Origin of the sequence: Ensifer sp. SSB1 (assembly GCF_016652895.1) — a bacterium.
In the GTDB taxonomy this organism is placed as follows: Bacteria; Pseudomonadota; Alphaproteobacteria; order Rhizobiales; family Rhizobiaceae; genus Ensifer.
In genome coordinates, this window is record NZ_JAEPRP010000025.1 from 1 (window position 1) to 12,864 (window position 12,864).

13 protein-coding genes are annotated in these 12,864 nt (G+C 64.0%); 6 read left to right on the forward strand and 7 right to left on the reverse strand.

Translation table 11 applies throughout. From position 1 onward, the window contains the following. The 3 genes from I8N66_RS08785 to I8N66_RS08795 all read right to left on the reverse strand — a co-directional run. Positions 1 to 576: sugar ABC transporter permease (locus I8N66_RS08785; protein ID WP_291152489.1), on the reverse strand; the 576-nt coding region annotated here is incomplete at its 3' end. 348 nt (positions 577 to 924) lie between these two features. Beyond that, the gene (locus tag I8N66_RS08790) at positions 925 to 2,184 is read right to left on the reverse strand and encodes an ABC transporter substrate-binding protein (RefSeq protein WP_291152493.1); all 1,260 of its coding nucleotides are present in this window, start codon (positions 2,182 to 2,184) and stop codon (positions 925 to 927) included. A 58-nt stretch (positions 2,185 to 2,242) separates the two neighbouring features. Continuing rightward, on the reverse strand, positions 2,243 to 3,139 hold the full coding sequence (locus I8N66_RS08795) for an N-acetylmuramic acid 6-phosphate etherase (RefSeq protein ID WP_291152496.1): 897 nt from the start codon (positions 3,137 to 3,139) through the stop codon (positions 2,243 to 2,245). A gap of 199 nt (positions 3,140 to 3,338) precedes the next feature. Here I8N66_RS08795 and I8N66_RS08800 point away from each other — a divergent pair, with 199 nt between their 5' ends. The 4 genes from I8N66_RS08800 to nagA are packed head-to-tail and all read left to right on the forward strand — an operon-like array spanning position 3,339 to position 7,192. Beyond that, positions 3,339 to 4,223 carry an N-acetylglucosamine kinase gene (locus I8N66_RS08800; protein WP_291152499.1) on the forward strand — a complete coding sequence of 295 codons (885 nt, stop codon included), beginning with the start codon at positions 3,339 to 3,341 and terminating at the stop codon, positions 4,221 to 4,223. Then, positions 4,220 to 4,984 carry a GntR family transcriptional regulator gene (locus I8N66_RS08805; protein ID WP_034804855.1) on the forward strand — a complete coding sequence of 255 codons (765 nt, stop codon included), beginning with the start codon at positions 4,220 to 4,222 and terminating at the stop codon, positions 4,982 to 4,984. The genes I8N66_RS08800 and I8N66_RS08805 overlap by 4 nt, the downstream gene beginning before the upstream one ends. A gap of 28 nt (positions 4,985 to 5,012) precedes the next feature. Beyond that, entirely contained in the window at positions 5,013 to 6,035 is a 1,023-nt protein-coding gene (locus I8N66_RS08810) for an SIS domain-containing protein (RefSeq protein ID WP_113539960.1), read from the forward strand. Further along, complete coding sequence (nagA, locus tag I8N66_RS08815) at positions 6,032 to 7,192, forward strand: N-acetylglucosamine-6-phosphate deacetylase (protein WP_113539943.1); 1,161 nt, start codon at positions 6,032 to 6,034, stop codon at positions 7,190 to 7,192. Before I8N66_RS08810 ends, nagA begins: the two co-directional genes overlap by 4 nt. 75 nt (positions 7,193 to 7,267) lie before the next feature. On the opposite strand, the gene I8N66_RS08820 is transcribed toward nagA, so the two are convergent. From I8N66_RS08820 to I8N66_RS08830, 3 genes are read right to left on the reverse strand one after another with little or no spacing between them, the layout of a single operon-like run. Next, the gene (locus tag I8N66_RS08820; RefSeq protein WP_113539944.1) at positions 7,268 to 8,002 is read right to left on the reverse strand and encodes a copper homeostasis protein CutC; all 735 of its coding nucleotides are present in this window, start codon (positions 8,000 to 8,002) and stop codon (positions 7,268 to 7,270) included. Beyond that, entirely contained in the window at positions 7,999 to 8,910 is a 912-nt protein-coding gene (locus I8N66_RS08825) for an ROK family protein (protein ID WP_113539945.1), read from the reverse strand. Before I8N66_RS08825 ends, I8N66_RS08820 begins: the two co-directional genes overlap by 4 nt. After that, a complete protein-coding gene (locus tag I8N66_RS08830; RefSeq protein ID WP_113539961.1) occupies positions 8,907 to 10,268 on the reverse strand; it encodes an amidase in 1,362 nt (453 codons plus the stop codon). The genes I8N66_RS08825 and I8N66_RS08830 overlap by 4 nt, the downstream gene beginning before the upstream one ends. 198 nt (positions 10,269 to 10,466) lie before the next feature. Here I8N66_RS08830 and I8N66_RS08835 point away from each other — a divergent pair, with 198 nt between their 5' ends. Both I8N66_RS08835 and I8N66_RS08840 read left to right on the forward strand, forming a co-directional pair. Then, positions 10,467 to 11,204 carry a sulfate transporter family protein gene (locus I8N66_RS08835; protein ID WP_113539962.1) on the forward strand — a complete coding sequence of 246 codons (738 nt, stop codon included), beginning with the start codon at positions 10,467 to 10,469 and terminating at the stop codon, positions 11,202 to 11,204. A gap of 94 nt (positions 11,205 to 11,298) precedes the next feature. Then, positions 11,299 to 11,508: a SlyX family protein gene (locus I8N66_RS08840; protein ID WP_113539946.1), complete on the forward strand. Its 210-nt coding sequence runs from the start codon at positions 11,299 to 11,301 to the stop codon at positions 11,506 to 11,508. Positions 11,509 to 11,583: 75 nt separating this feature from the next. On the opposite strand, the gene I8N66_RS08845 is transcribed toward I8N66_RS08840, so the two are convergent. Next, positions 11,584 to 12,576: a BMP family ABC transporter substrate-binding protein gene (locus I8N66_RS08845; protein ID WP_113539947.1), complete on the reverse strand. Its 993-nt coding sequence runs from the start codon at positions 12,574 to 12,576 to the stop codon at positions 11,584 to 11,586. Between the last annotated feature and the right edge of the window lie 288 nt (positions 12,577 to 12,864).

Sequence of the window (12,864 nt, forward strand, 5' to 3'; positions counted from 1 at the left end):
GTAGATCAGCATCATCGGAATGCCGACATATTGCCAGACCGAGATCAGCGCCACGGTGATGAGCGCGGAACCCGGCTTTCCGAGCCAGGGCGCAAACAGCGACTTCAGCCCGACGAGATCGAGCATCCAGGGCGCAACACCCCAGATCGGCGACAGGATCAGCTTCCAGATGAAGCCGACGATCACGAAGGACAGCAGCGTCGGCAGGAAGATCGCCGTACGGTAGAAGGTGACGAAGCGCAGCTTCGGGATCGACAGCATGGCAGCCAGCGCGACACCGATCGGGTTCTGGACGCACATGTGGATGATGAAGAAGATGACGTTGTTCTTCAGCGCGTTCCAGAAGTCGTGCGCCCATCGCTCGTCACCGAACAGCGTCTGGAAATTGGCAAGCCCGACGAAGGTCGACTGGCCATCGACCGTGTTGAACAGCGAGAGCCTGAGCGTCTCGATCAGCGGCAGGATCATGACCGCCGAATAGATCAGGAAGGCCGGGAGCAGGAAGACGAGGATGTGCCAGCGCTTCGGCCGCCTTGCCGTCGGCTGTCCCTCTTGCACTGAAAGAGCGTCACTCATTGATCCATCCGTTTCTAGAAGACCGGTTCCCCAGACAATCACGATGCGCACCGACGCCACACGGCCGGTCTCGCCGCATGCCATCTGCTCTTTTCTTGAGAGCTCATGACGAAGGTTAAGTCTATCGCGTTCTTTTGCAAACGACTGCGTCGTTGGCCTCCCACAAGGGGAGGCCGGTGACGCTTCGGCTGGGGGAGTGCCGCCTTCGGCATGTCGCCCCGCCCGGTCCCTACAGCATCCTTAAGTTCCGTTCGGTTTAAGGTGCCCATTGCGCGTCCAGGACGCGCGGCGCTGTAGGGCCGACCCTCCCCCGTCAAGGGGAGGGAACCAGTTGCGCTTACGTCAGTCTTACTTCGCCGGCTTGTACCAGCCGTCGAGGCCCTTCTGCAGCTTTTCGGCGGCAACCTCAGGCGTATCCGTGCCGTTGATCACGTTGGCCGATTCCACCCAGGTTTCGTTTTCCAGGTTCGGCGTGCCGCGCGACAGGATCTGGTAGGTCGAGCGGATCGTCGGCTTGCACTTTTCGCGCCAGGAGACGAATTCCTGAGCGAGCGGATCTGCCATCTTCACCGGGGTCGAGTTCAGGCTGAAAAAGCCCGGCAGTGCGTTGGCATAGATTTCGGCGAATTCCGGCGACGAGATCCAGGTCAGCAGCTTCTTGGCTTCCTCGGCATGGGCGCTCTTGGCGTTCAGGCCGACACCGATGTCGTTGTGGTCGGAGATGTAGCAAGCGTCGCCGGCGTTCTTAACCGGAGGCGGGAAGGCGCCCATCTTGAACTGGGCCTGGGTGTTGAACAGGCCGATTTCCCACGAGCCGGCGGGGTAGATTGCTGCGCGGCCGAGCGTGAACAGGTTCTGGCTGTCCGGATAGGTCTGGGCTTCGAAGCCGTCGCCGAGGTAATCCTTCCACTTGGCCAGGACCTTGTAGGGCTCGACCCACGGTGCGTCGGTCAGCTTTTCTTCGCCCTTGATCAGCTTGGCGCGGCCTTCTTCACCCTTCCAGTAGGTCGGACCGATGTTCTGGTAGCCCATGGTGGCGGCTTCCCAGAGGTCCTTCGTGCCCATCGCCATCGGGATGTAGTTGCCATCGGCCTTGATCTTGTCGAGGGCAGCGAAGAATTCCGCTTCCGTTGTCGGGATCTGGATGCCGAGCTGGTCGAAGGCGTCCTTGTTGTAGATGAAGCCGTGGATGACCGAAGCCATCGGCACGCAGAAGGTCGCCTTGCCGTCATCGGTGGTCCAGGCGGACTTGGCAACCGGAGAGAAGTTTTCCATGCCCGGCAGCGCGGTCAGGTCGGCGAGGTGCTTCTTGTTGTAGAGTTCGAGCGAGGCGTCGAACGGACGGCAGGTGATGAGGTCGCCTGCCGAACCGGCGTCGAGCTTGGCGTTCAGCGCGGCGTTGTATTCGGTCGGAGCGGTCGGAGCGAACTTGACCTTGATGCCCGGATTCTTCGCTTCGAAGGCCGGGATCAACTTTTCCTGCCAGATCGCCAGGTCGTCGTTGCGCCAGCTTTCGATGGTCAGCGTCACGTCCTCGGCGTGTGCCAACCCGGCCGTGCCGAGAATGCTCGACGCGAGCAGCAGGCCCTTGATAGTCGTACGGGTCATTTAGCTTCTCCCTCTTATATTGCGCCGTTTTTGGCGCGGTTTGAGTCCCAGGCTTATGTCAGGCCGTGACGATATCGATCGCCCGGCGCAGGTTCTGTTTGGTCTGGCTGAGTGCCGCCTCGGCTGCCGCCACGTCTTTCGCGCCGGAAGCCAGCAAGATGGCGATCTTGACCGAACCGGAGGCGTCGTTGATCAGCCGTCCGGCTTCGGTGACGCTGATGCCGGTGATGTCGGTGACGATGCGGATGGCACGGCCATGCAATTTGATGTTGTCGGCACGCAGGTTGACCATATGGCCGTCGAGCACGTGGCCGAGATGAATGCCGACCAGCGTCGAGAACATGTTGAAGGCGATCTTCTGCGCCGTGCCGGCGCCCATGCGGGTAGAGCCGGAGACGACTTCCGGCGGCGTCTGCAAGAGGATCGCCACGTCGGCGTCCTTGAACAGCGCTGCGCCCGGATTGTTGGCAACCGCGATCACCTTGGCGCCGCGCTTGCGGGCTTCGTCGGCGGCGGCAAGTGCGTAAGGGGTGGAGCCGCTGGCGGAAACGGACACGAGACAGTCGCCGGCGCCGATGCCGGCCTTGCGCACGTCCTCGCGGGCGAGGTCCATGTCGTCTTCATAGCCGCCCGCCAGGTCGCTGAGGCTGGCTGCGCCGCCCGCAAGCAGGATGACGATCTGGTCCTGGGCAATGCCGTAGGTGCCGGGCAGCTCAAGCGCATCGGCCATCGCCATCAGGCCGGAGCTGCCGGCGCCCGCATAGGCAAGACGTCGGCCGGAGGAAAGTGCTTCGGCTGCGATCGATGCGGCCGCGGAGATCGACTCAATCGCCGCATCGACGGCCTTGGCCGCGGCCTGCTGGCCGGCTGCGAGCAGCCGCAGCGCCAGTGCCGGATGCATGAGATCCAGGCCCTTGGCGTTGTCGTGACGCTCTTCGGTCTTTGCTGACGGCATAGGTCGTGTCTCCTCTCGGTTGAAATTAATGCCAAAAAAATACCAATTGTCCAGCGGAATTTAACTTTTGACGCTCGAAAAAACTAATCGTCTAAATTAGCCATTAAATTTCAATGGATTGCAACGAAATCGAAAGCGTTGACGGATTCAGACTTGGTTATTGGTATTTTTTTGGTATCCTCAATGAGCGGAGGTACTCATGACAAACTACCTGATCGGAATCGATGGCGGCGGAACCAGCTGCCGAGCTGCCGTGGCAACGGCAGACGGGCGCATTCTCGGGCGCGGCAAGGCGGGTGCGGCGAACATCCTGACGGACCCGGAGACCGCACTCGCCAATATCGGTGAGGCTGCGCGCGCTGCCTTTGAAGAGGCCGGTCTCGATCCCGAAGGCATCGCCGCCGCAAAGGCCATTGTCGGCGTCGCCGGGCACAATGTCGGCGATGCCGTGCATTACGTAAAGCGCCGTCTGCCCTTCGCCGCCGCAGATATTGAATCCGACGGTTTGATCGCGCTGCAGGGCGCACTCGGCAACCAGGATGGCGCGGTCGCGATTCTCGGCACCGGCACCATCTATATCCTGCGCCAGGGCGATGCCGTCAGCTATGTCGGCGGCTGGGGCTTTACCATCGGCGACCACGGCAGCGGCGCCCGCATCGGTCACGCGCTCCTGCAGGAAAGCCTGCTCGCCTTCGACAATATCCACGAGGCCTCCCCGGTCACGGACTCCGTCATGGCCGAATTCAACAATGACGCCCGCGACGTCGTCGATTTCGCCCGCCTCGCCAAACCCGGTGAGTTTGGCCGCTACGCGCCGCGGGTGTTCGAAGGCGCTGCCGCCGGCGACCCCGTCGCAGTACGGCTCTTGAAGGCTGCAGCCATCACCGTGGACGAGGCGCTCGACGCCGTGGTTGCAAGGGGATGCGAGCGGCTGTGTCTGCTCGGTGGATTGGCTCCGCTTTACCGGCCCTGGCTTGCGGAGCGGCACAAGGCGCTGCTGGTCGAAGCGGAAGCGGATGCGTTGACAGGGTCGGTCGCGCTTGCGGCCCAGCGGTTCGGTTCGCAGGCGAGGGCAGGCGCATGACGCATCAGCTCGCTTCCATTCTGCCGCTCGAGGGCCTGCAGTCCGGAGGATCGGGGCCGCTCTATCTCAAGCTTCGGCAATCGCTCGAAGACGCCATCCAGTCGGGCAAGCTCAACCACGGCGACGCACTGCCGCCGGAACGCGATCTCGCCGACTACGCCAATATCAGCCGCGTGACCGTGCGCAAGGCGGTGGATGACCTCGTGCGCGACGGTCTGCTGGTTCGCCGCCACGGCTCCGGCACCTTCGTCGTCAAGCCCGTCTCCAAGGTGCAGCAGTCGCTGTCGCGGCTGACCTCGTTTACCGAAGACATGGCGCGCCGCGGGTTGAACACCCACGCGCGCTGGCTGGAGCGTGGCCTGTTTCATCCTTCGCCGGATGAGATGATGGCGCTCGGCCTGCCGGCCGATGCGCTGGTTGCGCGCCTTGGACGCCTGCGCATTGCCGACGACATGCCGCTCGCGATCGAGCGCGCCAGCATCTCGGCGGAGTTCCTGCCGGACCCGCAGGCCGTTACCTCGTCGCTCTATACAGCGCTCGACAAGACGCGATCCCGTCCGGTTCGCGCCGTGCAGCGCATCTCGGCCTGCAACATCAAGGATCCGGATGCCTCGATGCTCGGCGTCGCCGTCGGCTCGGCCGGCCTTTCCATCGAACGTGTGTCCTATCTCGCATCGGGACGCGTCGTCGAATTCACCCGCTCGCTCTATCGGGGCGATGCCTATGATTTTGTCGCGGAACTGACGCTGTCGGAATCCTAAAGCGACCGCCCGCAGAAAGGAATTGACCATGCAGACCAATATGCGCCGAGAAATCGACGAAATCCCCGAGGCCGCCCAGCGCCTGCTGGAGCGCTCCGCCGATCAGCTGAAGGCCGCCGGCGCCGCACTCCGCGCCAAGGACCCGGCCTTCCTGGTGACGATCGCCCGTGGCTCCTCCGACCATGCCGCACTGTTCCTGAAATATGCGATCGAACTGCAGGCCGGCCGGCCCGTCGCCTCGCTCGGGCCGTCGCTGGCTTCGATTTACGGCGCCAAGCTGAAGCTCGGTGGCGCTGCGGCGATCGCGATTTCGCAATCGGGCAAGAGCCCTGACATCGTCGCCATGGCGCAGGCCGCGACCGATGCCGGCGCGGTCTCGATCGCGCTCACCAACACGCTGCCTTCGCCGATCTCCGAGGCCTGCACCAACCCGCTCGACATTCTCGCCGGCCCGGAAATTGCGGTTGCCGCCACCAAGTCCTACGTCAATTCGATCGTCGCCGGCCTTGCGGTGCTCGGCGAGTGGACCGGCGACGCAGCACTTCAGCGCGCGGTCGCCGACCTGCCGAACCAGTTTGCCAAGGCGGTCAAGCTCGACTGGCAGGCGTTTGCCGATGATCTCGGCGAGGCGGAATCGCTCTACGTGCTCGGCCGCGGCCCGGCGCTTGCGATCGCCAGCGAAGCAGCGCTGAAATTCAAGGAAACCTCTGGCATGCATGCGGAAGCCTATTCCGCGGCGGAAGTGCTACACGGACCGGTGGCGCTCGTCGGGGCCAAGTTCCCGGTGCTGACGCTCGCTGCCCGAGACGCGGCCGAAACCTCGGTCGCCGGCATCGCCGATGGTATGGCGGAAAAGGGCGCGGTGGTTCATGCTACATCGAGCCGTGCGACCAAGGCCAAGCGCCTGCCGTTCGTCGAGACGGGCCACCCGATCACCGACGCGCTGACGCTGATCCTGCCGTTCTATGGTTTCGTCGAGGCCTGGTCGCGTTCGCGCGGTCTCAACCCCGATGCACCGGCAAGCCTCAAGAAGGTAACGGAGACGAGATGAGCGAGAGGAAGGCAATCACCGGCGCCCGCCTGTTCGACGGCGTCGAATGGCACGACGGCTGCGCCCTCGTGATCGAGGCCGGCCGGGTCAAGGCCATCATGGCGTCGGCCGATGTTCCCGCCGATGCCGAAAAGATCGATGCCCATGGCATGCTGCTCGTGCCGGGCTTCATCGACCTGCAGGTGAACGGTGGCGGTGGTGCGCTTCTGAACGAAGAGCCGACCGTTGAGGGCATCCGGCAGATCTGTTCGGCGCATGCCAAGTTCGGCACCACGGCGCTGCTGCCGACGCTGATCACCGACACGCGCGAAGTTCGAAGCGCCACCATCAAGGCGGGCCTCGACGCGAAGGCGGCCGGCGTGCCCGGCTTCCTCGGTCTGCATCTCGAGGGCCCGCATCTCTCGGTCGCCCGCAAGGGCGCGCACGATCCGAAGCTGATCCGCCCGATGGACGATGCCGATCTCCAGGAAATGCTCGATTGTGCGAGGGCGCTCGGCGTTCTGATGGTGACCGTGGCGCCGGAAAACGCCACCAAGGAACAGGTTCGGGCGCTCGCCGATGCGGGCGCCGTCGTCAGCCTTGGCCATACGGATGTCGGCTACGAAACCGCGGTCGCCTATGCCAAGGCGGGCGCGCGCACCGTCACCCACCTCTTCAATGCCATGAGCGGTCTCGGTCATCGCGAGCCCGGCGTGGTCGGCGCGGCACTTGCGACCGGCACGCTGCATGCGGGCCTGATCGCCGACGGCTACCATGTCGAGCCGGCGTCCATGGGCGTCGCGCTGCGGGCGAAAGTCGGGCCGGGACAGATCTTCCTGGTAACCGACGCGATGTCGCCGATCGGCACCGACATGAAAAGCTTCCAGCTCAATGGCCGCGAGATTCTGCGCGAGGGTGGTCGTCTGACGCTCGCCGACGGCACGCTTGCCGGCGCCGACATCGACATGCTCTCGTCGGTCCGGTTCGTACACGAGAAGCTTGGCCTGCCGGTCGAAGAAGCGTTGCGCATGGCGTCCGCCTATCCGGCCGATGCCATGGGGCTTGCCACCCACAAGGGACGGCTGAAACCCGGGGCCGATGCCGATTTCGTGCTGCTGACGCCGGACCTCGGCATGGGCTCCACATGGATTGGCGGCACGCAGGTTTACGCTGCCTGATCATTCGACCGTCGTCATCGAAGGACCCGGGAAGCGTAAAGCTGCCCGGGTCTTTTTCTTTGGGTCAGCCAGCTGCTATCGCGGGCTGTGAGCCGCTAGCTTCGCCTTCATCGCCCGGACCGTCTCCGCATCGGTGCGGCGGCGGTCGGCCGAGACGAAACCCATCTCGATCAATCGCTGATCCTGAGCCGGCTCTCGAACGGAGCAAGAGGAGTGAACTTCGCCGACGGCCAGCCGGTCGAGAACGGCGTCGACCGTATCGAGGGTGACTCCGGATCCAGGCATGATCGACAGCCGCCCGGCTGCGCGTTCGGTCAGTTCCGACAAGCGATCGATCGCCTGCGGCGCGCTCTTCGCGCCGCCCGAGGTCAGGATGCGCTCGAAACCGAGTTCCACTGCCACGTCCATCGCCTCGGCAAAATCCGGCACCAGATCGAAGGCCCGGTGCAGCGTCATGCCGAGCCCGGCCGCGTGGCCGGTGAGCTTGATCAGCATCGATGCGTCGAGCCGGCCATCGGCGAGAGAAGCGCCGAGCACAACGCCGGCCAGACCCGCGTCGCGTGCGGCATCGATGTCGCGGCGCATGATATCGAGCTCGGTGGCGGAGAAGATGAAGTCACCCGGCCGCGGCCGGATCATCGCGTAGACCGGTACCGGCGGCGGGCCGGCAAGCGCCATCAGCCCGGGATTGGGCGTCAGGCCGCCGATGGAAAGAGCTGTACAGAGCTCGATGCGATCGGCGCCGCCCTCGATCGCCGCGTTCAACCCGTCGGCATCGTCGACACAGACTTCGAGTTTGATGTCGCTCATGCCTTGTCTCCTGAAAGTCCGAGCAGTGCGGCACCGATCAGGCCGGGCTCGATCCGGCATTCGCCGCGCACCACCAGCGGCCGGTCGAATTGCCTCAGAATCCGGCTACGCACCGTCCTGTCGATCTCGGCGAGCAGTTCTTCGGAGTTGGAAAGGCCGCCGCCGACAGGCACGATCGTCGCACCGGTGATATTGATGACGAGCGCCAACGGTGAACTGACGAGATCGACGAGAATATCGACCGTGCGCTTCGCCTCGGAATCCCCCGCCTTCCAGGCTTCCATGATCTCGTGGCTCGAAAGCGTCTTGCCGTGCGCGGTCTGGTGCAGCCGTTCGAGGCCACGGGCGCCGCCGACCGTATCGACGCAGCGCCTTTGGCCGCAGCCGCAATCATAGGGAGGGATGGCGATCGGCGGGTTGCCAGCCTCCGCCGCAATCGCCGGGCCGTGCCCCCATTCGCCGGCAAAACCACCGTCGGCATTGATCAGCCGGCCGTCGATCACCAGGCCGCCGCCGACACCGGTGCCGAGGATTGCACCGAAGACGATACGATGACCGCGCCCGGCACCCGCGCCGGCTTCGGCCAGCGCAAAACAGTCGGCGTCGTTGGCAAGCTTCACCGGCAGATGCAGCGCCGCTTCGAGTTCGGCGACCAGTTCACGCCCGTCGATGCAGGGAATGTTGGCGCATTTGATCCGCCGCGTCTCGGGATCGATGACGCCGGTGATCGAGATCGCCACGCAATCGGGATGGCCGCCCGCCTCATCCAGAACCGATTCCAGTTCGCGGATGAACTGCCGGAAATCGTTGAGCGGCGTGGTTCGGCGCGGCAACGGAAAGATCCGATCGCGCGAATGGGTGATCGCGCCCTTGATTGCCGAGCCGCCGATATCGAAACAGACGATCATGCCTCACCCCGGATGATCGCTTCGGCAGAAAGCGCGACCGAAAGCAGCCTGTCGTCCTGGTGGTGCGGTGCCGCAAGCTGGAAGCCGACGGGCATTTCTGCAGCCCCCAGCCCGCAGGGGATGGAGATGCCGCAGAAATCCAGGAAGTTGCCGATCGAGGTGTTGCGGAGCGTCTTGGCGTTGGTCTTGAAGAACAGTTCGTCGTCTTCAAGAAGCGGCGCGATCGGCGGCGCCACATGTGGCAGCGTCGGGTGGGCCATGAGTTCGTTCGGCCTCAGGCTGTCGACCGTCTCATGGATCAATTGGTCGCGCGCGTCGAGCAGGGCGATGTAGTCGGGCATGGTGATCTTCTCGCCGAGGCGCGTGCGGGCAACGACGCGTGGATCCATCGCATTGGCCTCGGGTCCGGCCAGCCGTTCGCGATGAAGCGCATAGGCCTCCGCCGTTACCAGGGCGCCGTGGCGCGCCATCAGTCCAAAGACCGCCGAGAAGGCCGGGAAGGCGCGGCGGCTGACCGCAACGCCGGCCTTTTCGAGACGCTTGATCGCATCCTCGAAGGCCTCGACGACCTCCGGCTCCGCATCGTCGAAGACGACCGTTTCCGGGATCACCAGCGCGACACCGGAAAGGTCGGCGCGCCGCACCGTTGGGGCCGTCAGCCCGTGCATGGCGGCATCCACCCACACGGCATCCTGCACCGTATGGCAGAGCGGCCCGAGCGAATCGAGGCTTTCGGCCAGCGGATAGACGCCCTTCATCGCGTAGCGGCCACGCGTCGCCTTGTACCCGACGATGCCGGTCATCGCCGCGGGAATGCGCACGGACCCGCCGGTATCGGTGCCGATCGCCGCGGGCACCAGTCCTGCTGCGACCGCGACAGCCGAGCCTGAAGACGAGCCGCCGGGAATGCGCTCGACGTCGCTGGCCGCGGGGTTCCGCGGCGTGCCGTGATGCGGATTGATGCCGAGGCCCGAAAAAGCGAACTCGCTCATGTTGGTGCGGCCGACACTGACCATGCCGGCGGCAGCGACTGCGGCAACGACAGGTGCGTCGGCGGGGGCCGGCGCGTTTGTCTGCAGCACAGTCGAGCCGGCGGTGGTGACGCTGCCGGCCGTGTCGAACAGGTCCTTCCACGCAACCGGCAGGCCGTCGAGCAAGCCGAGCGAACGCCCCGCCCTGAGGCGCCGCGATGCCGCCTCGGCATCACTAGTCGCCCGCTCGGGCGTCAGTTCGACGAAGATGGCGTAGTCGCCATGTGCGTCGATCGCCGCATAGGTTTCCTTGGCAAGGTCCACCGGATCCAGCTTGCCGCTCTGAACCAGGACCGAAAGGCTGGCGAGTGTCTTTTGTTCTGTCATGTCATCCTCCGCGGAGTTCCTGCCTGCTGCCGTCATCCGGTACGTCTACAATATCGCCGCCCCCAGCGTTTTCCATGCTTCCCTTAGACGAGGCGGATGAATCTTGCATAAAGACTGGCCCCGCCGGGCATGTCTTGTCGCTGGCGGCTACCCTGCCTACATGCATCATCGAACCTTGGCCCATACTGGAGAGCAATGATGATCCTGGACGCGGCGCGACTTTCGCTTGCCAATCTCCTTGCGCCCGAGACCCGGTCGGTCTTCTGGAAGGTATTGGGCCTGACGATCCTCGCGCTCGTCGCGCTCTGGTTTGCCGTGCGCGAAGTGTTCATCTGGCTGGCACTGCCGTGGCTCGACACGTTGATGCCGGGCACGCCGGTCTGGGCCGGCTGGCTCACCTTCGTGCTCGGTATCTTCGCGAGCCTTGGGCTGGCGCTGGCGCTCGCCTTGCTTCTGGCGCCCGTCACCGCGCTGATCGCCGGCTTCTTCCTCGACGATGTCGCCGAGGTGATCGAGAAGCGGGATTATCCGAACGAGCCGCAGGGCCGGCCATTGCCGCTCGGCGAAGCGATCACTGGCTCGGTCAAGTTTCTCGGCGTCGTCATCCTCGGCAACCTGCTCGCGCTTTTCCTGCTGCTCGTCCCGGGCGTCAATCTCGTCGCCTTCTTTCTCGTCAACGGCTACCTCCTCGGACGGGAATTCTTCGAGTTCGCGGCGATGCGCTATCGATCACCGGCGGAGGCGCGGCTTTTCCGCGAGAAGCATCGCGCGACCGTCTTCCTCGCCGGCCTTCTGCTTGCCGCCTTCCTGGCGGTGCCGCTCGTCAACCTTTTGACGCCGCTTTTCGCCGCCGGTCTGATGGTGCATCTGCACAAGCGGCTTTCGGCCAAGGATCCCGGATTTTCGCTGTCGGTCAGCGCTGTGGCAAAGGCCTGAAGGGCTCCTGCTTGACATCGTGCCTGCCGTGGCCAATCTGCCGGCAAAACCCCATGGCGCTGCGCGGGCGCGTGGCAAGACGGAGTTTCCCCCTATGAACAAGACGGACGAACGGATCACCCACCTCGAAGAAACCGTGGCCCATCAGGCCAAGACCATCGAGGAGCTTTCCGACCAGCTGGCCGAGCAATGGAAGGTGGTGGAACAGACGCGCGCCAAGCTCGACCGCCTGACCGAGCGTTTCCTGTCGCTCGAGGAACAGTCGCTCGATGCGCCGCCGATCACCCGGCCGCCGCATTATTGAGCGCGCAAGGCAGGGCAAACAAAAAGGCCGCCGGTCGAGTGAACCGGCGGCCTTCTTGTTATCCTGCTGCTGCTCTTAGTAGGGGCAGGACTCGTCGCTCATGTAGTCGTGAACTTCGACCTTGCCGGCAATGATCTCGGCTTTCACCTTTTCCACTGCGTCGAGCATCTCAGGCGTGATCAGCGCCTTGTTGTTGTCGTCGAGCGCATAGCCGACGCCATCTTCCTTGAGGCCGAGGTTGGAGATGCCGAACTCGAACTTGTCGTTCTTGGCAGCGGTGAAGGCTTCGTAGACGGCGACGTCGACGCGCTTCAGCATCGAGGTCAGTACCTTGCCCGGCTGCAGGCCGTTCTGGTTGGAGTCGACGCCGATACCGAGCTTGCCGGCATCTGCAGCCGCCTGCAGAACGCCGACGCCGGTGCCGCCGGCAGCGTGGTAGACGACATCCGAGCCCTGGTCGATCTGCGACTTGGCGATTTCGCCGCCCTTGACCGGGTCGTTCCAGGCGTCCGGCGTGGTGCCGGTATAGGCTTCCAGAACCTTGACGTCAGCGCCGGTCGACTTGGCGCCGCCGACATAGCCACAGGCGAACTTGTGGATCAGCGGAACGTCCATGCCGCCGATGAAGCTGACGGTCTTCGACTTCGAGGCGAGGCCGGCGAGAACGCCGACGAGGTAGGAGCCTTCCTGTTCCTTGAAGACGACCGACTTGACGTTCGGCTTCTCGACGACCATGTCGATGATCGCGAACTTGATATCCGGATATTCCGGCGCGATCTTTTCGAGCGAAGCCGCCCAGTTGAAGCCGGCCATGACGATCGGGCTGTTGCCGTCGCTCGCGAAACGACGCAGCGCCTGTTCGCGCTGGGCGTCGTTGGCGATTTCGAACTCGCGGTATTCGACGCCCGTTTCCGTCTTGAACTTCTCGGCGCCGTTGAAGGCAGCCTCGTTGAAGGATTTGTCGAACTTGCCGCCGAGATCGTAGATGATCGCCGGCTTGATGTCGGCGGCCAGTGCCGTCGCGGACATCATCGAAAAGGCAAAGAGACCGAGAATTGTTTTTTTCATCGTGCAGCCCTGTGTCGCTATTGATCTTATTGGGTCCTCCCGCTGGCCCCGAGAGGAGCCTGTCTGCGGAACCCACCCCCTTCTCCTTGGGGCTAGGGTGGCGCATCCTTGCACGGTCACGGCAAAAAAACACTCAAAATTTTTCAGATGGTAAAAATTGAAGCCACGGAAGCGGCTACCCGTAAGGCACCGGTTCTGTTGCGCTTTTGAGATCGCAGACAAGTGTATGCTCCCGTCCTGAGCGGCCTCTGGGTTGTGGGCATTGCTCTTATGTTCGGGATACCCAAA

What these genes read in the sequence shown, in the direction of transcription:
- I8N66_RS08820 (WP_113539944.1), bottom strand. Translation starts at nt 8,002, where the DNA reads ATGAGCGACATCAAACTCGAAGTCTGTGTCGACGATGCCGACGGGTTG.
- I8N66_RS08830 (WP_113539961.1), bottom strand. Translation starts at nt 10,268, where the DNA reads ATGACAGAACAAAAGACACTCGCCAGCCTTTCGGTCCTGGTTCAGAGC.
- I8N66_RS08795 (WP_291152496.1), bottom strand. Translation starts at nt 3,139, where the DNA reads ATGCCGTCAGCAAAGACCGAAGAGCGTCACGACAACGCCAAGGGCCTG.
- I8N66_RS08845 (WP_113539947.1), bottom strand. Translation starts at nt 12,576, where the DNA reads ATGAAAAAAACAATTCTCGGTCTCTTTGCCTTTTCGATGATGTCCGCG.
- I8N66_RS08835 (WP_113539962.1), top strand. Translation starts at nt 10,467, where the DNA reads ATGATCCTGGACGCGGCGCGACTTTCGCTTGCCAATCTCCTTGCGCCC.
- nagA (WP_113539943.1), top strand. Translation starts at nt 6,032, where the DNA reads ATGAGCGAGAGGAAGGCAATCACCGGCGCCCGCCTGTTCGACGGCGTC.
- I8N66_RS08805 (WP_034804855.1), top strand. Translation starts at nt 4,220, where the DNA reads ATGACGCATCAGCTCGCTTCCATTCTGCCGCTCGAGGGCCTGCAGTCC.
- I8N66_RS08825 (WP_113539945.1), bottom strand. Translation starts at nt 8,910, where the DNA reads ATGATCGTCTGTTTCGATATCGGCGGCTCGGCAATCAAGGGCGCGATC.
- I8N66_RS08840 (WP_113539946.1), top strand. Translation starts at nt 11,299, where the DNA reads ATGAACAAGACGGACGAACGGATCACCCACCTCGAAGAAACCGTGGCC.
- I8N66_RS08810 (WP_113539960.1), top strand. Translation starts at nt 5,013, where the DNA reads ATGCAGACCAATATGCGCCGAGAAATCGACGAAATCCCCGAGGCCGCC.
- I8N66_RS08800 (WP_291152499.1), top strand. Translation starts at nt 3,339, where the DNA reads ATGACAAACTACCTGATCGGAATCGATGGCGGCGGAACCAGCTGCCGA.
- I8N66_RS08790 (WP_291152493.1), bottom strand. Translation starts at nt 2,184, where the DNA reads ATGACCCGTACGACTATCAAGGGCCTGCTGCTCGCGTCGAGCATTCTC.